17 protein-coding genes are annotated in these 19,626 nt (G+C 57.0%); 8 read left to right on the forward strand and 9 right to left on the reverse strand.

From position 1 onward, the window contains the following. The first annotated feature begins 64 nt into the window (after positions 1–64). The 4 genes from htpG to LA04_RS03375 all read left to right on the forward strand — a co-directional run bounded on the left by htpG (position 65) and on the right by LA04_RS03375 (position 5,232). The gene (gene htpG, locus LA04_RS03360) at positions 65–1,939 is read left to right on the forward strand and encodes a molecular chaperone HtpG (RefSeq protein ID WP_047650459.1); all 1,875 of its coding nucleotides are present in this window, start codon (positions 65–67) and stop codon (positions 1,937–1,939) included. Between the two features lie 194 nt (positions 1,940–2,133). Then, positions 2,134–2,778 (forward strand): adenylate kinase, encoded by a 645-nt coding sequence (adk, locus tag LA04_RS03365; RefSeq protein WP_006809841.1) that lies wholly within the window; start codon positions 2,134–2,136, stop codon positions 2,776–2,778. 124 nt (positions 2,779–2,902) lie between these two features. Then, positions 2,903–3,865, forward strand: a complete 963-nt coding sequence (hemH, locus tag LA04_RS03370) for a ferrochelatase (RefSeq protein ID WP_047650460.1) — start codon at positions 2,903–2,905, stop codon at positions 3,863–3,865. Positions 3,866–3,927: 62 nt separating this feature from the next. After that, entirely contained in the window at positions 3,928–5,232 is a 1,305-nt protein-coding gene (locus LA04_RS03375; RefSeq protein ID WP_029741032.1) for an inosine/guanosine kinase, read from the forward strand. A gap of 93 nt (positions 5,233–5,325) precedes the next feature. Here the strand turns inward: LA04_RS03375 and ybaL are convergent, their stop codons facing one another. Next, entirely contained in the window at positions 5,326–7,002 is a 1,677-nt protein-coding gene (gene ybaL, locus LA04_RS03380; protein ID WP_047650461.1) for a YbaL family putative K(+) efflux transporter, read from the reverse strand. 228 nt (positions 7,003–7,230) lie between these two features. After that, positions 7,231–8,439 (reverse strand): MFS transporter, encoded by a 1,209-nt coding sequence (locus tag LA04_RS03385; protein ID WP_047650462.1) that lies wholly within the window; start codon positions 8,437–8,439, stop codon positions 7,231–7,233. A 169-nt stretch (positions 8,440–8,608) separates the two neighbouring features. On the opposite strand from LA04_RS03385, the gene ushA reads away from it, so the two are divergent. Further along, complete coding sequence (gene ushA / locus LA04_RS03390; protein WP_047650463.1) at positions 8,609–10,261, forward strand: bifunctional UDP-sugar hydrolase/5'-nucleotidase UshA; 1,653 nt, start codon at positions 8,609–8,611, stop codon at positions 10,259–10,261. Between the two features lie 45 nt (positions 10,262–10,306). On the opposite strand, the gene ybaK is transcribed toward ushA, so the two are convergent. The 3 genes from ybaK to copA all read right to left on the reverse strand — a co-directional run bounded on the left by ybaK (position 10,307) and on the right by copA (position 14,329). Then, a complete protein-coding gene (ybaK, locus tag LA04_RS03395) occupies positions 10,307–10,786 on the reverse strand; it encodes a Cys-tRNA(Pro)/Cys-tRNA(Cys) deacylase YbaK (protein WP_023310615.1) in 480 nt (159 codons plus the stop codon). A 199-nt stretch (positions 10,787–10,985) separates the two neighbouring features. Next, on the reverse strand, positions 10,986–11,780 hold the full coding sequence (locus LA04_RS03400; RefSeq protein ID WP_047650464.1) for a TraB/GumN family protein: 795 nt from the start codon (positions 11,778–11,780) through the stop codon (positions 10,986–10,988). A gap of 50 nt (positions 11,781–11,830) precedes the next feature. Further along, positions 11,831–14,329, reverse strand: a complete 2,499-nt coding sequence (gene copA, locus LA04_RS03405) for a copper-exporting P-type ATPase CopA (RefSeq protein WP_047650465.1) — start codon at positions 14,327–14,329, stop codon at positions 11,831–11,833. A gap of 108 nt (positions 14,330–14,437) precedes the next feature. Here copA and cueR point away from each other — a divergent pair, with 108 nt between their 5' ends. Further along, a complete protein-coding gene (cueR, locus tag LA04_RS03410; RefSeq protein ID WP_047650466.1) occupies positions 14,438–14,848 on the forward strand; it encodes a Cu(I)-responsive transcriptional regulator in 411 nt (136 codons plus the stop codon). On the opposite strand, the gene LA04_RS03415 is transcribed toward cueR, so the two are convergent. Genes LA04_RS03415 through LA04_RS03425 form a run of 3 tightly spaced genes read right to left on the reverse strand, consistent with a single transcriptional unit; the run spans position 14,845 to position 17,104 of the window. After that, a complete protein-coding gene (locus LA04_RS03415; protein WP_047650467.1) occupies positions 14,845–15,297 on the reverse strand; it encodes an NfeD family protein in 453 nt (150 codons plus the stop codon). The two genes, cueR and LA04_RS03415, sit on opposite strands and share 4 nt — an antisense overlap. Then, complete coding sequence (locus LA04_RS03420) at positions 15,294–16,208, reverse strand: SPFH domain-containing protein (protein ID WP_032661456.1); 915 nt, start codon at positions 16,206–16,208, stop codon at positions 15,294–15,296. The genes LA04_RS03415 and LA04_RS03420 overlap by 4 nt, the downstream gene beginning before the upstream one ends. Positions 16,209–16,252: 44 nt before the next feature. Next, positions 16,253–17,104, reverse strand: coding sequence for a hypothetical protein (locus tag LA04_RS03425; RefSeq protein WP_047650468.1), 852 nt, complete (start codon positions 17,102–17,104; stop codon positions 16,253–16,255). A gap of 143 nt (positions 17,105–17,247) precedes the next feature. Between LA04_RS03425 and fetA the strand changes: the two genes are divergently transcribed. After that, positions 17,248–17,919 (forward strand): iron efflux ABC transporter ATP-binding subunit FetA, encoded by a 672-nt coding sequence (gene fetA, locus LA04_RS03430; RefSeq protein ID WP_047650469.1) that lies wholly within the window; start codon positions 17,248–17,250, stop codon positions 17,917–17,919. Beyond that, on the forward strand, positions 17,861–18,694 hold the full coding sequence (gene fetB, locus LA04_RS03435; RefSeq protein ID WP_244997241.1) for an iron efflux ABC transporter permease subunit FetB: 834 nt from the start codon (positions 17,861–17,863) through the stop codon (positions 18,692–18,694). The genes fetA and fetB overlap by 59 nt, the downstream gene beginning before the upstream one ends. Positions 18,695–18,745: 51 nt before the next feature. On the opposite strand, the gene LA04_RS03440 is transcribed toward fetB, so the two are convergent. After that, positions 18,746–19,600, reverse strand: a complete 855-nt coding sequence (locus tag LA04_RS03440) for a co-chaperone YbbN (protein ID WP_047650471.1) — start codon at positions 19,598–19,600, stop codon at positions 18,746–18,748. Between the last annotated feature and the right edge of the window lie 26 nt (positions 19,601–19,626).

Below are 19,626 nucleotides of genomic sequence, written 5' to 3' on the forward strand. Positions count from 1 at the left end.
TTATCCCCATCTCTCACTCAACGTTTTACAACCCCATTAAATGGCATTGTTGAGGTCGACATAGATGAAAGGACAAGAAACCCGTGGTTTCCAGTCAGAAGTAAAACAGCTTCTGCACCTGATGATCCATTCCCTGTATTCCAACAAAGAAATTTTCCTGCGTGAGCTGATTTCCAACGCCTCGGACGCGGCGGACAAGCTGCGCTTCCGCGCGCTGTCCAACCCGGACCTGTACGAAGGCGACGGCGAGCTGCGCGTGCGCGTCTCGTTTAATAAAGAGAACCGCACCCTGACCATCGCCGATAACGGCATCGGGATGAACCGCGACGAGGTGATCGACCACCTCGGCACCATCGCGAAATCAGGCACTAAGGCGTTCCTGGAGTCCATGGGCTCTGACCAGGCGAAAGACAGCCAGCTCATCGGCCAGTTCGGCGTCGGTTTCTACTCGGCGTTCATCGTGGCCGACAAAGTCACCGTGCGCACCCGCGCGGCGGGCGACAGCGCCGAGAACGGCGTGCTGTGGGAATCCAAAGGGGAAGGTGAATACACCGTTGATGACATCACCAAAGCGGATCGCGGCACCGAAATCACCCTGCACCTGCGTGAAGGGGAAGATGATTTCCTGAACGACTGGCGCGTGCGCTCCATCATCAGCAAATATTCCGATCACATCGCCCTGCCGGTAGAGATTGAAAAACAGGAAGAGAAAGACGGTGAAACCGTGATCTCCTGGGAGAAGATCAACAAGGCGCAGGCGCTGTGGACGCGCAATAAGTCTGAAATTAAAGACGACGAATACAACGAGTTCTATAAGCACATTGCCCACGACTTTACCGACCCGCTGACCTGGAGCCACAACCGCGTGGAAGGTAAGCAGGAGTACACCAGCCTGCTGTACATTCCGGCACAGGCGCCGTGGGACATGTGGAATCGCGATCACAAGCACGGCCTGAAGCTGTACGTGCAGCGCGTCTTCATCATGGACGACGCCGAGCAGTTCATGCCGAACTACCTGCGCTTCGTGCGCGGTCTGATAGATTCGAACGATCTGCCGCTGAACGTCTCCCGTGAGATCCTTCAGGACAGCACCGTCACCCGTAACCTGCGCAACGCCCTGACCAAACGTGCGCTGCAGATGCTGGAAAAACTGGCGAAAGACGATGCGGAAAAATATCAGACCTTCTGGAAACAGTTCGGCCTGGTGCTGAAAGAAGGCCCGGCAGAAGACACCGCGAACGTTGAAACGATCGCCAAACTGCTGCGCTTCGCCTCTACGCATACCGACTCCTCCGCGCAGACCGTGTCGCTGGAAGAGTACGTCTCCCGCATGAAAGAAGGGCAGGAGAAGATCTACTACATCACCGCCGACAGCTACGCGGCGGCGAAGAGCAGCCCGCACCTGGAGCTGCTGCGTAAGAAAGGCATCGAAGTGCTGCTGCTCTCTGACCGCATCGACGAGTGGATGATGAACTATCTGACCGAGTTCGACGGTAAGGCGTTCCAGTCCGTAGCCAAAGCCGACGAGTCCATCGACAAGCTGGCCGATGAAGTGGACGAAAGCGCGAAAGAAGCCGAGAAGGCGCTGGAGCCGTTCGTTGAGCGCGTGAAAAACCTGCTGGGCGAGCGCGTGAAAGAGGTGCGCTTCACGCACCGTCTGACCGACACCCCGGCGATTGTCACCACCGATGCGGACGAAATGAGCACCCAGATGGCGAAACTGTTCGCTGCGGCGGGCCAGGCGGTACCGGAAGTGAAATATATCTTTGAGCTTAATCCGGATCATCCTCTGGTGAAACGCGCGGCGGATACCCAGGACGACGCCCGATTTGCCGAGTGGGTTGAACTGCTGCTGGATCAGTCCCTGCTGGCCGAGCGCGGCACGCTGGAAGATCCTAACCTCTTCATTAAACGTGTGAATGCGCTGCTGCTGGCGTAATCGACCACGCCTCCCCTGGTCTTCTCCCTCTCCCGTGGGAGAGGGCCGGGGTGAGGGCTCCAGACCGCACTAACCCAAATAATCTCCCTCCGTTAACCGTTTCAGCCTTCCCGCCTTCCTTGAGCGATGTCCGTTCTGGTGGTATTGTTTAGCGCTTTTGAAAAATTGAAACGACTTTTGAGGGGATTTTCGCAATGCGTATTATTCTGCTTGGCGCTCCGGGCGCGGGTAAAGGAACTCAGGCTCAGTTCATCATGGAGAAATACGGTATTCCGCAAATCTCCACCGGTGACATGCTGCGCGCCGCTGTAAAATCTGGCTCCGAGCTGGGTAAACAAGCGAAAGACATCATGGACGCAGGCAAGCTGGTGACCGACGAGCTGGTGATTGCTCTGGTCAAAGAGCGCATTGCGCAGGAAGACTGCCGTAATGGTTTCCTGCTGGACGGCTTCCCACGCACCATTCCTCAGGCTGACGCCATGAAAGAAGCGGGCATCAACGTGGACTACGTTCTGGAGTTCGACGTACCGGACGAGCTGATCGTTGACCGCATCGTTGGCCGTCGCGTACACGCTGCTTCTGGCCGCGTTTACCACATCAAATTCAACCCACCTAAGGTTGAAGGCAAAGACGACGTGACCGGCGAAGAGCTGACCACCCGTAAAGACGATCAGGAAGAGACCGTGCGTAAACGCCTGGTGGAATACCATCAGATGACCGCGCCGCTGATCGGCTACTACACCAAAGAAGCGCAGGCGGGTAACACCAAATACGCCAAAGTTGACGGCACCAAAGCCGTGGCTGACGTACGTGCAGAGCTGGAAAAAATCCTCGGCTAATCGCGCGCCTCTCACCCGGTCTTCCGGGTGAGAAATATTCTCATCTTACCTATTACAGCAATGGGTTTCGTTTAAACGCATTTCCGCTACAATTGACAACCTATCAAATGGTTAAGAGGCGTGAATGAGTCAGGCGAAAACCGGCATCCTGCTTGCCAATCTGGGCACTCCAGAAGCACCTACATCAGACGCGGTAAAACGCTACCTGCGACAATTTTTAAGCGACACGCGCGTCGTGGATTTCCCGCGACTGCTGTGGTGGCCGCTGCTGCGTGGCGTCATTCTGCCGATTCGTTCCCCGCGCGTCGCCAAACTCTATCAGTCCGTCTGGATGGAAGAGGGCTCGCCGCTGATGGTCTACAGCCGTCGCCAGGAAAAAGCGCTGGCCGCCCGCCTGCCGGATATGCCCGTCGCGCTCGGCATGAGCTATGGAAAACCGTCCCTGGAAAGCGCGGTGGAATCCCTGCTGGCGCAGGGCGTGGACCATATCGTGGTGCTGGCGCTCTACCCGCAGTACTCCTGCTCGACGGTGGCCGCCGTCTGGGACGAGCTGGCGCGCATACTGGCGACCCGCCGCCGCATTCCGGGCGTGACCTTTATTCGCGACTACGCGGATAACGAGCTCTACATCAAGGCGCTTGCTAACAGCGCGCGCGCGTCGTTTGAAAAACACGGCGAGCCGGATCTGCTGCTGCTCTCCTATCACGGGATCCCGCAGCGCTTCGCCAATGAAGGGGATGATTACCCGCAGCGCTGCCGCGATACCACCCGCGAGCTGGTCTCCGCCCTTGGCCTGCCGCCTGAGAAGGTGATGATGACCTTCCAGTCGCGCTTCGGCCGCGAGCCGTGGCTGACGCCATACACCGATGAAACCCTCAAAATGCTGGGTGAGAAAGGCGTGAAGCACATCCAGGTAATGTCGCCGGGCTTCTCGGCTGACTGTCTGGAAACGCTGGAGGAGATCGCGGTGCAAAACCAGGAATTTTTCCTGGAGGCTGGTGGCGAAAAGTACGAGTACATTCCGGCGCTTAACGACTCGCCTGAGCATATCGACATGATGGTCTCGCTGGTAACGAACGGTCGTTAATCGCACTTCGGGCCGGGTTTGTGCTACCATTCCCGGCCCATATTCTTCGTACAGTTCAGACCATGAAATTTCCCGGTAAACGCAAATCCAAACACTACTTCCCCGTCGATGCCCGCGATCCGCTCCTGCAGCAAATCCAGCCAGAAAATGAAACCAGCGCGGCCTGGGTCGTCGGTATCGACCAGACGCTGGTGGACATTGAAGCGAAAGTGGATGATGCGTTTGTCGCCCGTTATGGTCTGAGTGCCGGCCACTCGCTGGTCATTGAAGACGACGTTGCCGAAGCGTTGTATCAGGAGCTGGTGCGCGAAAACCTGATTACCCATCAGTTCGCCGGTGGAACCATCGGCAATACCATGCATAACTACTCCGTGCTGGCCGACGACCGCTCGGTGCTGCTCGGCGTGATGTGCAGCAATATCGAAATCGGTGGCTATGCCTACCGCTATCTCTGCAACACCTCCAGCCGTACCGATCTCAACTACCTTCAGGGCGTCGACGGGCCTATTGGCCGCTGCTTTACGCTAATTAGCGATTCCGGCGAGCGTACCTTTGCCATTAGCCCGGGTCACATGAACAAGCTGCGCGCCGAGAGTATTCCGGAAGAGGTGATCGCGGGCGCCTCGGCGCTGGTGTTGACCTCCTACCTGGTGCGCTGCAAGCCGGGCGAGCCGATGCCGGAAGCGACCATGAAAGCGATTGAGTACGCGAAGAAATACAACGTGCCTGTCGTTCTGACGCTGGGTACTAAATTCGTTATCGCCGATAACCCCGAGTGGTGGCAGGCGTTCCTGAAAGAGCACGTCTCGATTCTGGCGATGAACGAAGAAGAGGCCGAAGCGCTGACCGGCGAAAGCGATCCGCTGCTGGCGTCTGACAAAGCGCTGGACTGGGTGGATCTGGTGCTCTGCACCGCCGGCCCGGTTGGTCTGTACATGGCGGGCTTCACGGAAGAAGAGAGCAAACGCAAAACCCAGCACCCGCTGTTGCCCGGTGCGATTGCCGAGTTCAACCAGTACGAGTTCAGCCGCGGCATGCGCTACAAAGACTGCGTGAATCCGCTGCGAATCTACTCTCATATCGCGCCATACATGGGCGGGCCGGAGAAGATCATGAACACCAACGGTGCGGGCGACGGCGCGCTGGCCGCACTGCTGCACGACATCACCGCTAACGCCTACCACAAAACCAACGTGCCGAACTCCAGCAAGCACAAGTTCAGCTGGCTGACCTATTCCTCGCTGGCGCAGGTGTGTAAATATGCCAACCGCGTGAGCTATCAGGTACTGAACCAGCACTCCCCGCGCTTAACGCGTGGGCTGCCGGAACGGGAAGACAGCCTCGAAGAGGCTTACTGGGACAGGTAAAAGCAAAACGGCAACCTGGGGTTGCCGTTTTTAGTGTTTATTCCCTCTCCCTGTGGGAGAGGGTCAGGGTAAGGGCATCAGACCGCTTAAAACTTAACTCGTCACAGCCTCTTCAACCGGCGGATTCTCCAGCAGCGTCAGCATCGTGTTCGCAATTTCGCGCTCGCCCATCACCACCTTATTAGCACCGCGCTCGGTAATGTACTCCACCTCGTCGTCATAGTGCGCCCGGGCGATAATCTCAATCGTTGGGCACTTCTCGCGTGCGGAAGCCACAATCTCACCCGCTTCATAGCCGTTAGGTATGGTCAGCAGCAGCCAGCGCGCGCAGTCAAGATGCGCCAGATTCATGATCTCTTCGTTTGCCGCATTGCCCAGCACCGCACGAATACCGCGCTCGCGCAGCTCGTCGACGCGGGTGCGTGAGGTCTCAATCACCACCAGCGGAATGCCCTGTGCCATCAGCTTCTCACCGAGCAGGCTGCCCACGCGGCCAAAGCCGACCAGCAGGGCGTGATTGCAAATATCCACCGGGATCTGCTTCTCTTCTTCGATGGCCTCTTCGAGCGTCTGTTCTTCCAGCGTTTCGGTTTTATCGAGGTATTTTTCGAGCAGGGCAAACAGCACCGGGTTCAGCATAATCGACAGAATCGCCCCCGCCAGCACCAGGTTTTGCCCCGCCTGCGGCAGCAGGTTCAGGGCCATGCCCAGACCGGCCAGAATAAAGGCGAACTCACCTATCTGCGCCAGGCTGGCGGCGATGGTCAACGCCGTCCGCGGGGAGTGGCCGAACATCCGCACCAGGAAGAAGGCGGCAAGCGACTTGCCAAAAATAATGATCGCCAGCGTGCCCAGCACGGCCAACGGCTGCTGGATCAGCACCAGCGGGTCAAACAGCATCCCGACGGAGACGAAGAACAGCACGGCAAACGCATCGCGCAGCGGCAGCGTGTCGTGCGCCGCACGGTGGCTCAGCTCGGATTCGTTCAGCACCATCCCGGCGAAGAACGCGCCCAGAGCAAAGGAGACATCAAACAGCTCTACGGCACCAAAAGCGATTCCCAGCGCCAGCGCCAGCACGGAGAGGGTGAACAGCTCGCGGGAGCCGGTCGCCGCGCTGCGGGACATGATCCACGGTACCAGACGGCGGCCCACCAGCATCATGATGGCGATAAACGCCACAACCTTACCGATGGTGATGCTCATATCCAGCGCCAGCGAGGCGAAGCCGACGTTGTCTTTTTCCATCATTCCGGCGACGGCGGGCAGCAGCACCAGCGTCAGAACCATGACCAGATCTTCAACAATCAGCCAGCCAATCGCGATTTGCCCGCGCTGGCTGTCAATCAGCTGTCTCTCCTCAAGCGCGCGCAGCAGCACCACGGTGCTGGCGGTGGAGAGACACAGCCCAAATACGATGCCGGTCATTAACGACCAGCCCAGTACCGCCGAAAGCGCCATCCCCAGCAGCGTCGCCACCCCAATCTGGGCGATCGCTCCCGGTATGGCGATCGACTTTACCGCCATCAGATCCTTCAGGGAGAAGTGCAGGCCGACGCCAAACATCAGCAGAATCACGCCCAATTCCGCCAGCTCAGGAGCCAGTTTGGTATCCGCCACGAAGCCTGGCGTAAACGGTCCCGCCAGTACACCCGCTAACAGATAGCCGACAAGAGGAGAAATACGCAGCTTATTGGCAATCATGCCGAGGATAAAAGCGAGCACAAGTCCACCAACAATGGTGGTGATAAGCGGTGTGGCGTGGTGCATTCCGTCTCCTTTCGTTGTGGGTGTTCCTTTTTGGCGAAAACCAAAAACCGAGTAATAGTTTATGACAATTTTTACCCTTATGTTTATGAATTATTGTTGAAGTTTGAATAAAACAGCAATATGCACGTAAAAAAGCGCGTTTTGATAAATTCAGTGAGGTGAGGAAGAAGAAACCCTTATGGCATGAGGGTATCAGATAGCCAAAGTTTAACTTTGGCTACCCGTAATTTACGCTTTGTGACGGTTATCAGGCAGGAATATGGTTAACATCCCAAGAAGTGGCAGGAAAGCGCAGATTTTATAGACCAGGAAGATGCTGGTGTGATCCGCCACCATCCCCAACACCGCCGCGCCCAGCCCGCCCATGCCGAAGGCGAAACCAAAAAAGAGTCCGGAAACCATACCGATACGGCCAGGCAGCAGCTCCTGGGCATAGACCAGAATGGCGGAAAAGGCGGAAGCGAGGATAAAACCAATGATCACGGTTAAAATCCCCGTCCATTCAAGGCTGGCGTACGGCAAAATAAGGGTAAACGGCGCCACGCCGAGGATAGAGCCCCAAATAACATATTTACGCCCAATCTTATCCCCCACAGGCCCGCCAATGACCGTACCGGCCGCGACGGCAAACAGGAAGGCAAACAGGTGGAACTGCGCGTTTTGTACCGATAATCCGAATTTTTGCATCAGATAAAAGGTGTAATAGCTGCTGATGCTCGCCATATAGAAGTATTTCGAGAAAATCAGTACCAGCAGCACGGAAACCGCCAGGATAACCTTATTACGCGGAAGGGGATTGATAATCTTCGCTTTAGGTTTACCTTTATTCACGCGATGCTGAGCGGCATACCAGCGGCTGATCTGAGCGAGTACGATAATGGCCAGCAGTGCGGCCAGGACAAACCAGGCCACGTTGCCTTTGCCATACGGAGCGATGATCACCGCGGCCAGCAGCGGGCCCAGAGAGCTACCGAAGTTACCGCCTACCTGGAACAGCGACTGCGCCAGGCCGTGACGTCCCCCGGAGGCCATGCGCGCCACGCGTGAAGACTCCGGATGGAAAACGGACGAGCCGGTGCCCACCAGCGCGGCGGCAATCAGAACGGCTTCAAAACTCCCGGCCATGGCCAGCAGCACCAGCCCGCTTAGGGTAAAGCACATGCCGATCGGCAGCGACCACGGCATCGGGTATTTATCCGTCCAGTAGCCCACCACGGGCTGCAGAAGCGAGGAAGCCAGCTGGAAGGTCAGGGTGATCATCCCTATCTGCACGAAGGTTAACGAAAACTCGGACTGAAGTAGCGGATAAATGGCCAGAATCAACGACTGGATCATGTCGTTGAGCAGGTGCGAGAGACTGATTGCGCCTAATACCTTAAAGGAGGTGCGCGACGCCGGTGCGCCCGGAACGGGCTGGGTTGATTCACTGATTGCCATAGAGAGAAGTACCACGTCTTTAGTTATTAGTTATGCAGGGTGTAATTATTATCCGACTAACATACCCGCCCGGGACATTTGAAGAAAGTCGCAATTCTGAAAACTTATTTGTCTATTCTTGTTAGTCACTGTAATTTTTGCCTTTGTCTATTGGTCAGGGAGAGAGAAGATGAAGTTAATGAAGCGGGGCGTCGCGCTGGCGCTCATCGCCGCATGGGGCCTGGTAAGCCTGCCCGCGCAGGCGTATGAAAAAGACAAAACCTATAAAATCACCATTCTGCATACCAACGATCACCACGGTCATTTCTGGCGCAGCGAATACGGCGAATATGGACTGTCGGCACAAAAAACGCTGGTGGACGGCATTCGTAAAGAGGTGGCAGCCCAGGGCGGCAGCGTGCTGCTGCTGTCGGGGGGCGATATCAATACCGGCGTGCCGGAATCCGATTTACAGGACGCGGAACCTGATTTTCGCGGCATGAACCTGATTGGCTACGACGCGATGGCCGTGGGTAACCACGAATTCGATAATCCGCTGACCGTGCTGCGTCAGCAGGAAAAGTGGTCAAAATTCCCGTTCCTCTCCGCCAATATTTACCAGAAAAGCACCGGCGAGCGTCTGTTTAAGCCGTGGGCGCTGTTTAAGCGTCAGGATCTGAAGATTGCGGTCATCGGCTTAACCACCGACGACACGGCAAAAATTGGCAACCCGGAGTTCTTCACCGATATCGAATTCCGTAAACCGGCAGACGAAGCGAAGCTGGTGATTCAGGAGCTGCAGCAAAACGAAAAGCCGGACGTGATTATCGCCACCACGCACATGGGGCACTACGACAACGGCGAGCACGGCTCTAACGCGCCCGGCGACGTGGAGATGGCGCGCAGCCTGCCTGCGGGCTCGCTGGCAATGATTGTGGGCGGTCACTCACAGGATCCGGTGTGCATGGCCTCGGAGAACAAAAAGCAGGTGGACTACGTCCCGGGCACGCCGTGCGCGCCGGACCGTCAGAACGGTATCTGGATTGTTCAGGCGCACGAGTGGGGCAAATACGTTGGCCGGGCGGATTTCGAGTTCCGTAACGGCGAGATGAAGCTGGTCCATTATCAGCTCATCCCGGTCAACCTGAAGAAGAAAGTCACCTACCCGGACGGGAAAAGTGAGCGCGTACTCTACACGCCAGAGATCGCTGAAAACCAGCAGATGCTCTCCCTGCTGACGCCGTTCCAGAACAAAGGCAAGGCGCAGCTGGACGTGAAAATCGGCACGCTAAACGGTCGTCTGGAGGGAGACCGCAGTAAAGTACGCTTCGTGCAGACCAATATGGGGCACCTGGTGCTGGCGGCGCAAATCGCGCGCACCGGCGCTGATTTTGGCGTGATGAGCGGCGGCGGTATTCGTGATTCCATCGAGGGTGGAAACATTACCTATAAGGACGTCCTGAAGGTGCAGCCGTTCGGCAACGTGGTGGTCTATGCCGACATGAGCGGGAAAGAGGTGATTGACTACCTGACCGCCGTGGCGCAGATGAAGCCGGATTCCGGGGCCTATCCGCAGTTTGCCAACGTCAGCTTTGTGGCGAAAGACGGCAAGCTTAACGACCTGAAGATCAAAGGCGAGCCGATTGATCCCGCCAAAACGTACCGTCTGGCAACGTTAAGCTTTAACGCCACGGGCGGCGACGGCTATCCGCACATCGATAACAAACCGGGCTACGTGAATACCGGCTTTATTGATGCGGAAGTGCTGAAGCAGTTCATCGAGAAGAATTCGCCGATTGACGTGAATGCCTACGAGCCGAAAGGTGAGGTGAGCTGGCAGTAGTGGGGTTGTGTTGCCCGGCGGCGCTGCGCTTGCCGGGCACATTCATCAATCCCTGCGCGCAATATCCGCAAACTTCGCGTCCAGCATTTTTGCCAGATCGCCCGCGGCAAGCTCGATATCCAGCCCGCGTTTGCCGCCGGATATAAAGATGGTTTCAAATTCCTGTGAAGGGGCATCAATCAGCGTCGGCAGGCGTTTTTTCTGCCCGAGCGGACTGATCCCGCCCACCAGATAGCCCGTGGTGCGTTGCGCAACCATCGGGTCCGCCATATCCACCTTCTTCGCCCCCAGCGCTTTGGCGACTTTCTTCAGATCCAGCTGCCCCGCCACCGGAGTGACCGCGACGGCGAGGTGTTTCATATCGCCATTCACCGCCACCAGCAGCGTTTTATAAACCTGGTCGGCATTCAGCCCCAGTTTGCGCACCACTTCATCACCAAAGTTAGTTTCATTCGGATCGTGATCGTAAGTGTGGATCCGGAAAGAAATGTTGTTTTTTTCGAGTAATTTAACGGCGGGAGTCATAGCTATCCTTCTTACGACAGACAAATCATGCACACAGCATACGCCTGACGTTTGTCTAAAAAATAGCACCATCTTGCGCAATAGTATTGGCAGTGATGGTTACTTTGAGCGACAATCGGCTCAACCGAAGGTCTCCTTCGGCATAATAAAAACGATGAAATTCCTCTTTGACGGGCCAATAGAAATATTGGCCATTTTTTTATTTCAATAGTGACGGTAAATTCCCTTCTCCGTACAAATGTAACGCCCCAACCGCCACCACGTAATGCCCCGCAGGTAACGCATGTAGCGTCTGCCGCCAGGCTTTGTTACGCGCATTCATCAACACATCGTATAACGATTCGCTGAACGTCGACGGTAACGCCAGCTTGCCGTCCGCTGGCGGCGCGTCCAGCCACCAGCCAATCATGGTCTGCAGAAGGCGCGCGTTGGTGTGCCAGTGGGTCAACGTATCATCCAGCAGCATCAGGCCGTCGTCGGGAAGCTGCCGCAGAAGCGCAATCTGGCTGTCCGTCCCTTCCAGCTCGATGATGGGCATACTGCGCGCCCTTGCCACGTTCAGCAGCTGGTAATCAATGCCGTAGTCACCGCGAAGTCCCAGACGCTGCGCCTGCGTAGCCTGAAGCACCATCGCAATTTGCCAGAGCGGCAGGGTGTCAATCATGGAGAGCGACACGCCGGTTTCATCCGCGACGCGCGTCAGCTCCGCAAGCTGGGTTTCATTCAGGCGCTCCGCCAGGGTGAGATCGCTCTCAAGTCCGGCAAACGGCGACTCCTGACCCGAAATGTCCGCCTCAACGATCAGCGCATCAGCGTGTTTCAGCAGTTTAATCAGGCCGGGTGGCAGGGGAGACATATCCTGCGTACCCATATGAATACTGCCGACCAGATGCAGGTGCTGCCCGCCGGGGAGAGAGATATCCAGACCGGGCCAGGCATAACGGCGAGGAAAGAGGGCGCGAAACGATGCTTTTATACGATTAAACAGACCCATACGCGCTCCATGAACGGAAAGGTTCATGCTAGCGCGTACGGGTACAACGTTCAATCCTTCGGTTTAAACCGCAACAGACGGTTGGCGTTACTCACCACGGTGATGGAGGAGAGCGCCATCGCCGCACCCGCGACCACCGGATTAAGCAGCGTGCCGGTCAGCGGCCACAAAATACCGGCCGCGATTGGGATACCGAGGGTGTTATAGACGAACGCTCCCAGTAAGTTCTGCTTCATGTTGCGCAGCGTGGCTTTTGAAATGGCCAGCGCGTCGGCAACGCCCATCAGGCTATGGCGCATCAGCGTAATGGCCGCGGTTTCGATGGCGACATCGCTGCCGCCGCCCATGGCAATCCCCACGTCCGCCTGGGCCAGCGCCGGGGCATCGTTGATGCCGTCGCCGACCATCGCTACCTGACGACCCTGACTTTGCAGTTTCTTGATGGCGTCCGCTTTACCGTCCGGCAGCACGCCTGCAATGACCTCATCAATTCCGGCTTCTTTCGCGATGGCGTTGGCCGTTGTCGGATTGTCCCCGGTCAGCATCACCAGACGGTAGCCCGCACGATGCAGGCGCTGCAGGGCGTCCACGCTGTCCTGGCGAAGCGGATCGCGCACGGCCAGCAGCGCGGCGGCTTTGCCATCCACCGCCAGCAGAACCGGGGTGGCGCCCTGAGACGCCTGCGCCTTCAGCTCGCTTTCCAGGGCGGCGGTATCAATACCGTTTTCATTGAGCAATGCCTGGTTGCCCAGCAGCAGCGTATGGCCTTCTGCTTCACCGCTGACGCCGAGCCCGCGCAGGGTGCGGAAATTGCTGACCTGCGCCACGGCAGAAGCATTCGCTTTATCGAGAATGGCGCGCGCCAGCGGATGGCTGGAGCCTTGCTCCAGCGCGGCGGCGAGGCGTAGCGCCTCCTCTTGCGTAATGCCAGCGGTAGTGACGGCCACCACCTGCGGTTTGCCTTCGGTCAGCGTACCGGTTTTATCAAACACCAGCGTATCGAGGGTGCTGGCCCGCTGCAGCGCGTCCGCGTCCCGCACCAGTACGCCAAATTCGGCCGCGCGGCCTACGCCGGAGATAATCGACATCGGGGTCGCCAGGCCAAGGGCGCAAGGACAGGCGATGATCAGCACCGTGGTGGCGATCACCAGGGTGTAAACAATCTGCGGTGCCGGGCCGAAGAAATACCAGATCGCCGCGCTCAGCAGGGCAATGCCGACCACCACCGGCACAAAAATGGCCGAGATTTTGTCAGCAAGCTGGCCAATTTCCGGCTTGCTGCTCTGCGCCTGGCGCACCATGCGGATAATACGCGACAGCGTCGTGTGGCTGCCGACGGCGCTGGCGGTAAACAGCACGCTGCCGTCCTGCACCACCGTACCGGCGTGAACGGCGTCGCCGTCTGATTTCTGCTGGGGGATAGGCTCGCCGGTCAGCATCGCTTCATCCAGCCAGGCTTCGCCCTGGGTTATCTTGCCGTCAACGGGAACGCGATCGCCCGTCGTCAGGCGCAGCGTCATGCCGGGCTGAACTTCCGCCAGCGGGACGCTTTTTTCCCCTTCGTCCGTGACCACGCGGGCCGTCGGCGGGGTTAAATCAAGCAATCTTTCCAGCGCTTTCGAGGAGCGCTGGCGGGCGCAGGCTTCCAGCATGTGGCCCAGGTTAATCAGGCCGATAATCATCGCGCTGGCTTCATAGTAGAGATGGCGCGCCTCCATCGGGAACCACTGGGGCCAGACGTTCACGCTCATTGAATAGAGCCACGCCGCGCCGGTACCGAGCGCCACCAGCGTATCCATGGTCGCGGTGCGGTTTTTCATGCTCTTCCAGGCGCTGGTGTAAAAATGCCCGCCTGCAAACACCATCACCGCAAGGGTAATCAGGCCAATCACCAGCCACAGCGTGCGGTTGTCAGCGGTGACTATCATGTTGTCACCCATCATGCCCCACACCATCACCGGAATACCCACCAGCAGGGCGACGATCGCCTGCCAGCGGAAGCGCTTCATTGTGGCGATAGCCGTTTCCTGCTGGCGCTCGCGGCGCTCGGCATCATCTTCGATGGCCTCTGCGCCATAGCCCGCTTTCTCAACGGCCTGCACTAACTCTGCGGCGGAGGCGCTGCCCATTACCAGCGCAGTGCGCTCCGCGAGGTTTACCCGTGCCTGCGCGACGCCCGGAACGGCCTGCAAGGCGTTTTGTACCCGGGAGACGCAGCTGGCGCAGCTCATGCCGTTGATCAGCAGCTGTTGGCTGTCATCAATATCATCCGCTGCCGGAAGCTCAGGAGTGGCCGCTGTCAGCGCTTCCGACGGGGATGATGACTCTGCCAGCGGTTTAGCCTTTGGGTGGCTTAACTCCGCCCCGTAACCGGCCTGCTTGATGGTATCGATCAGCGCATCCGCGCTGGCGCTGCCGGTCACGGCGGCATGATCGATAGTCACGTCAGCGCTTTCAACGTCAGGGCGCTGTTCCAGGCTTTCTTTAACGCGTTTGACGCAGTGGCCGCAGGAGAGGCCGTCCAGCGTCAGGTCGATAGTGTGAGACATAACAAAACTCCCGTATAATGATCTGGTCAGTTGTTGACCGATACAGTGCTTTTCACTGACTGTTATAAAGGTTAAACCTTCCATCAAGGGGAAGGTCAAGGGGGAAATGTGAATATCAGTGACGTGGCAAAAAAAACCGGCTTAACCAGCAAAGCGATTCGCTTTTATGAAGAGAAGGGGCTGGTGACGCCGCCGCTGCGCAGTGAAAACGGCTACCGCAGCTACACGCAGCTGCATCTGGATGAGCTGACGCTGCTGCGCCAGGCAAGACAGGTCGGTTTTAATCTGGAAGAGTGCGGCGAGCTGGTAAATCTGTTCAACGATCCGAAGCGTCACAGCGCCGACGTGAAAAAACGCACGCTGGAAAAGGTGGCCGAGATCGAACGCCATATTCTCGAGCTGCAGGCGATGCGCGAACAGCTGCTGCAGCTCGCGGAATCCTGTCCGGGGGATGACAGCGCCGACTGCCCTATTATCGACAATCTTGCCGGCTGCTGTCATCGTAAAGCCTCTGTCTAACAGGCCTTCACCCGCAGGGTAATACCTTCCACCGCAATGACCTCAACCCGCGTGCCGGCGCTGAGGTCGTCGTCGGCGACCACCGGCCACGAGCTGTCGCCCACCCGCATGTGCCCGCGTCCGTTCACCAGCGCGGTGTCGAGCGTAAAACGCTTGCCGACAATCTGCTGTCCGCGCTGGTTGAGATGCGCGTCCACCGGTTTCTGCTCGTTAACCCGCCGGCTGAGCCAGCGCCACCACAGCCACGCGGCCACCAGCGTGAGCACGGCAAACAGTGCGCCCTGCCACGCCCAGTCCAGGGGAAGGATCCAGACCAGAAGGCCCGTAATGACGGCGGCAACACCGCTCCAGAGCAGGTAGCCGTTGCCGCCCAGCATCTCCGCCGCCAGCAATAAGCCACCGAGGCTTAGCCAGAAGGCGTGAGGATGTGCAACAATCAGCTCAATCATTTTTTACGCTCGTTTCCGCTGTCTTTAATCAGCTCGGCAATACCGGCGATAGAGCCCATCAGGCTGCTGGCTTCCAGCGGCATCATCACCACTTTGCTGTTGTTCGCGGAGCCTATCTCTTTCAGCGCATCGGTATATTTTTGCGCGACAAAGTAGTTCACGGCCTGGATATCCCCTGCGGCAATCGCCTCAGACACCATCTGAGTGGCGCGGGCTTCCGCTTCGGCTGAACGTTCACGCGCTTCTGCCTGTAAGAACGCGGACTGACGATCGCCTTCCGCTTTCAGGATCTGCGACTGCTTTTCCCCTTCCGCTTTGAGGATCTCGGCCTGACGCACCCCTTCGGCTTCCAGGATGTAGGCGCGCTTGGTTCGCTCGGCTTTCATCTGGGCGTTCATGGAGGCGATCAGCTCCGCCGGCGGACGCACGTCGCGGATCTCGATGCGGGTGACCTTGATCCCCCACGGGTTGGTGGCCTCATCGACAATGTGCAACAGGCGGGTGTTAATGCTGTCGCGCTGGGAAAGCATCTCGTCCAGCTCCATCGAGCCGAGTACGGTACGGATGTTGGTCATCGTCAGGTTGACGATCGCCAGCTCCAGGTTGCTGACCTCATAGGCCGCTTTCGGCGCGTCAATCACCTGAATAAAGCAGACGGCGTCGATGGTGACGTTGGCGTTATCCTTGGAGATGATCTCCTGAGACGGAATGTCCAGCACCTGTTCCATCATGTTGATCTTACGACCAATCCGATCCATGAAAGGAACAATCAGGCTCAGGCCTGGCTGGAGGGTGTTGGTGTAGCGACCGAAACGCTCAACGGTCCACTGATAACCCTGGGGAACAATTTTGACGCCTGCGCCCACAATAACCAGCGCAACGAAAATAAGGACAGGAACAACGATAAGCATAAAAACCTCCTGTTTTGCATGCTGTGATGAGTGAAAGTGTGTGTTTATTGCTCGTAAGTATAGGTAAAGTCAGAGATGAATCCATCACCCGCTTCGGCAATGGCTTTGGATAATCCCTGGTAGTACTTCTCCAGCCCCAGCGCTTCGATACGCTGGATCTGTTCGCGGACAGGGGCGCAGAACAGAACGGCATTTCCCGCTTCAACGCGCTTGTTATTGGGGGGAAGGTCGCCCGCGATGGCTTTAAACCAGGTTCTGATACCCTGCTTTAAATTATGCGGCGCTTTAGTCAGATTATCCATGCCCGTCAGGACCTGCAGGGTGGGGAACTCATCGGCCAGCACGGCGGTTTTCATGCGCGCAAAGAACTGGCTGAATAGCTCAAACGATCCCAGATCGGTCACGCGCGGTTTGGTGGTTTTACCGTTTTTATTGCCGATTTTCCCTGCGGCTGACGCTGCGGCCGGAACCGCATTCACCTTTTCCAGCTCCAGCCCGAATAACAAATTACAGTGCGCACGGCGCTCTTTCAGAGGGTAGGACATCAGCACGTCAATGAACCGGGTGGCTTTTACATCCGCAAGATCGTGGTTGATAAGCCACTGGGTACGAGAAAATTCAGCGGGAGAGATGAACCAGTCGGGTACTTCACTGAAACGTTTTGATTTTCCCTTGCCGTCAAATTCCAGGAAGTGTGTCCCGTTGTCGAAGGCGAAATAGCAATTTTTGAAGCTGCCGATCGTGGTGTTCACGATGAGCGCCTTCTTAATAAAATCCACCACCTCTGCACCAATCACAAAACGCGTGAGTTCCGACGATTTGATGACTTCCATTAATGTTTCGACATCAGGAACACCAGGCTTCAGGGAAGGAAACTCATAAAAGATATGTGCCATGCTGTTTACTTCCTGTAGTGATGGTGGAGACAAATGACAAACAAAAAGTTTAACACTTGCTTCTGCGTGAGGCTATTCGCGCTGTGCGCACGAAAGGATTATGCTACAGGCGGTTATTACACGAAGCGGTTAACGGAAGCGTAATGAACGATAAAAAAGAACTATTACAACTCAGGGATATTGGATTTCGTGTTGGAGAAAACATTATTCTTCAGCACGTCGGGTTTAGCCTGTCGCCGGGCGAGTTTAAATTAATCACGGGCCCCTCAGGCTGCGGTAAAAGCACGCTGCTGAAAATTGTGGCTTCACTCCTCAGCCCGACGGAGGGAACCATTCTGTTTGAAGGAAAGGATATCGCAACGCTGTCCCCGGAAAGCTACCGCCAGCAGGTCTCCTACTGCGTGCAAACCCCCGCGCTTTTTGGCGACACGGTTTATGACAACCTGATTTTCCCGTGGCAAATCCGCAATAAAACGCCGGAGCCGGAAAAGTTTCTCCACGATCTGGCCCGCTTTGGCCTGGCGCAGGAGACGCTGACCAAATCCATCACTTCGCTGTCGGGCGGAGAAAAGCAGCGGGTCTCGCTGATCCGCAACCTGCAGTTTTTACCCAAGGTGTTGTTGCTGGACGAAATCACCAGCGCGCTCGATGACGTCAACAAGCGCAACGTCAACGAGATTATTCATCGCTATGCCCGGGTGCAAAATATTGCCGTGCTGTGGGTGACGCACGACGCTAACGAAATAACCCATGCGGATGACGTTATTACGCTCCAGCCGCACGGCGGGAAAATGCAGGAGGCAAACCGTGGGTGAACATAACATTACCAACGAATCGCTGGCCTTTTCGATGGTGCTGGTGCTGATTGCGATTGTGGTCAGCTACCGGGAAAAGCTGGGGCTGGAAAAAGATATTGTGTGGAGTATCTGCCGCGCGGTGATTCAGCTCATCATCGTCGGCTATGTCCTGAAGTATATCTTCAACGTTAACCACGCGGTGCTGACGCTGCTGATGGTGCTCTTTATTTGCTTTAACGCGGCGTGGAATGCGAAAAAGCGCAGTAAATACATTGATAAGGCGTTTATCTCGTCGTTTATCGCCATTACCACCGGGACGGCGCTCACGCTGGCGGTGCTGGTGCTCTCCGGCTCGATTGCGTTTACGCCGATGCAGGTTATCCCTATCTCCGGGATGATTGCGGGGAACGCCATGGTGGCCGTTGGGCTCTGTTATAACAATCTCGGCCAGCGCTTCAGCAGTGAACAGCAGCAGCTCCAGGAGAAACTAAGCCTGGGGGCGACGCCAAAAGTGGCCTCGGCGCGGCTGATCCGTGAGAGCATTCGTTCATCGCTGATCCCAACGGTAGATTCAGCCAAAACGGTGGGGCTGGTGAGCCTGCCTGGCATGATGTCGGGGCTGATTTTTGCCGGTATCGATCCGGTAAAAGCGATTAAGTATCAGATCATGGTGACGTTTATGCTGCTCTCCACGGCAAGCCTGTCAACCATCATTGCCTGCTACCTGACCTATCGGAAGTTCTACAACGCGCGCCACCAGCTGGTGGTGACGCAGTTGAAAAAGACGGGGTAATATCGGCTTTTGTCGGCCCGGTAAGGCGAAGCCGCCACTGGGCTTTTTTTATCAGTACAGCAGGGCGTACAGCTGACGACGATACTTCGACGCCAGCGCGTCTCCGGTGCCCAGCGCGGCCAGGATCTCCTGAAACATCTTACGCGCCTGACCGTCTGCGGCGGCTAAATCTTTTTGCAGATGGCTGAAGAGCAGCTCAAGCGCCTCTTCGTTACGCCCCACCTGATGCAGCTGCAGCGCCAGCTGGCTTGCCAGCGCGGCATCGGCCGGGTTGTTGGCAACCTGCTGCTGCAGCTGCTGAATTTCCGGGGTGTCCGCCGCCTGTTTCAGTAGCTCAATTTGTGCGACCAGCCCCTGATAGCGGGTGTCCTGATCCTGGAGCGGAACCGTCTTGAGAACGGCTTCCGCGTCTTCTGAGCGGTGCAGGGCAATCTGCGTTTCCGCCAGCAGCAGGCCAATCTGGCTGTTCTGATTCGACAGCTGCCACGCCTCTTTGAGCAGCGGCAGCGCCTCGTCGTATTTACCTTCCTGCATCAGCGCCATGCCTTCCTGCGCTTTCAGCTCTTCTTCACGAGGCAGCACTTTATCCAGCAGGGCGCGGATCGCCTCTTCCGGCTGCGGCCCCTGGAAACCGTCAACGGGCTGGCCGTTCTGGAAGAGATAGACGGTAGGAATGGCGCGCAGACCAAACTGGGACGCCACCATCGGCTCGGCGTCACAGTCCAGCTTCGCGAGGATGAACTGACCGTTGTACTGCGCAGCAAGGCTTTCCAGCACCGGCGTCAGCTGCAGGCAGTGTTGGCTGCGTTCAGACCAGAAGTAGAACAGGACCGGTTTGGTCATCGACTGTTCAAGGGTCTGTTGCAGGTTAGCTTCTGTAATATTGACGATATTCTGTACGGACATGCGGCTTTCTCTTTTGTCGGTTTGTT

Source organism: Enterobacter sp. UCD-UG_FMILLET (assembly GCF_000762975.1).
Lineage (GTDB): Bacteria > Pseudomonadota > Gammaproteobacteria > Enterobacterales > Enterobacteriaceae > Enterobacter > Enterobacter dykesii.

Excerpts from the sequence above, each read along its gene's own strand:
- htpG (WP_047650459.1), top strand. The coding sequence starts at position 65 with ATGAAAGGACAAGAAACCCGTGGTTTCCAGTCAGAAGTAAAACAGCTT.
- adk (WP_006809841.1), top strand. The coding sequence starts at position 2,134 with ATGCGTATTATTCTGCTTGGCGCTCCGGGCGCGGGTAAAGGAACTCAG.
- hemH (WP_047650460.1), top strand. The coding sequence starts at position 2,903 with ATGAGTCAGGCGAAAACCGGCATCCTGCTTGCCAATCTGGGCACTCCA.
- LA04_RS03375 (WP_029741032.1), top strand. The coding sequence starts at position 3,928 with ATGAAATTTCCCGGTAAACGCAAATCCAAACACTACTTCCCCGTCGAT.
- ybaL (WP_047650461.1), bottom strand. The coding sequence starts at position 7,002 with ATGCACCACGCCACACCGCTTATCACCACCATTGTTGGTGGACTTGTG.
- LA04_RS03385 (WP_047650462.1), bottom strand. The coding sequence starts at position 8,439 with ATGGCAATCAGTGAATCAACCCAGCCCGTTCCGGGCGCACCGGCGTCG.
- ushA (WP_047650463.1), top strand. The coding sequence starts at position 8,609 with ATGAAGTTAATGAAGCGGGGCGTCGCGCTGGCGCTCATCGCCGCATGG.
- ybaK (WP_023310615.1), bottom strand. The coding sequence starts at position 10,786 with ATGACTCCCGCCGTTAAATTACTCGAAAAAAACAACATTTCTTTCCGG.
- LA04_RS03400 (WP_047650464.1), bottom strand. The coding sequence starts at position 11,780 with ATGGGTCTGTTTAATCGTATAAAAGCATCGTTTCGCGCCCTCTTTCCT.
- copA (WP_047650465.1), bottom strand. The coding sequence starts at position 14,329 with ATGTCTCACACTATCGACCTGACGCTGGACGGCCTCTCCTGCGGCCAC.
- LA04_RS03415 (WP_047650467.1), bottom strand. The coding sequence starts at position 15,297 with ATGATTGAGCTGATTGTTGCACATCCTCACGCCTTCTGGCTAAGCCTC.
- LA04_RS03420 (WP_032661456.1), bottom strand. The coding sequence starts at position 16,208 with ATGCTTATCGTTGTTCCTGTCCTTATTTTCGTTGCGCTGGTTATTGTG.
- LA04_RS03425 (WP_047650468.1), bottom strand. The coding sequence starts at position 17,104 with ATGGCACATATCTTTTATGAGTTTCCTTCCCTGAAGCCTGGTGTTCCT.
- fetA (WP_047650469.1), top strand. The coding sequence starts at position 17,248 with ATGAACGATAAAAAAGAACTATTACAACTCAGGGATATTGGATTTCGT.
- fetB (WP_244997241.1), top strand. The coding sequence starts at position 17,861 with ATGACGTTATTACGCTCCAGCCGCACGGCGGGAAAATGCAGGAGGCAA.
- LA04_RS03440 (WP_047650471.1), bottom strand. The coding sequence starts at position 19,600 with ATGTCCGTACAGAATATCGTCAATATTACAGAAGCTAACCTGCAACAG.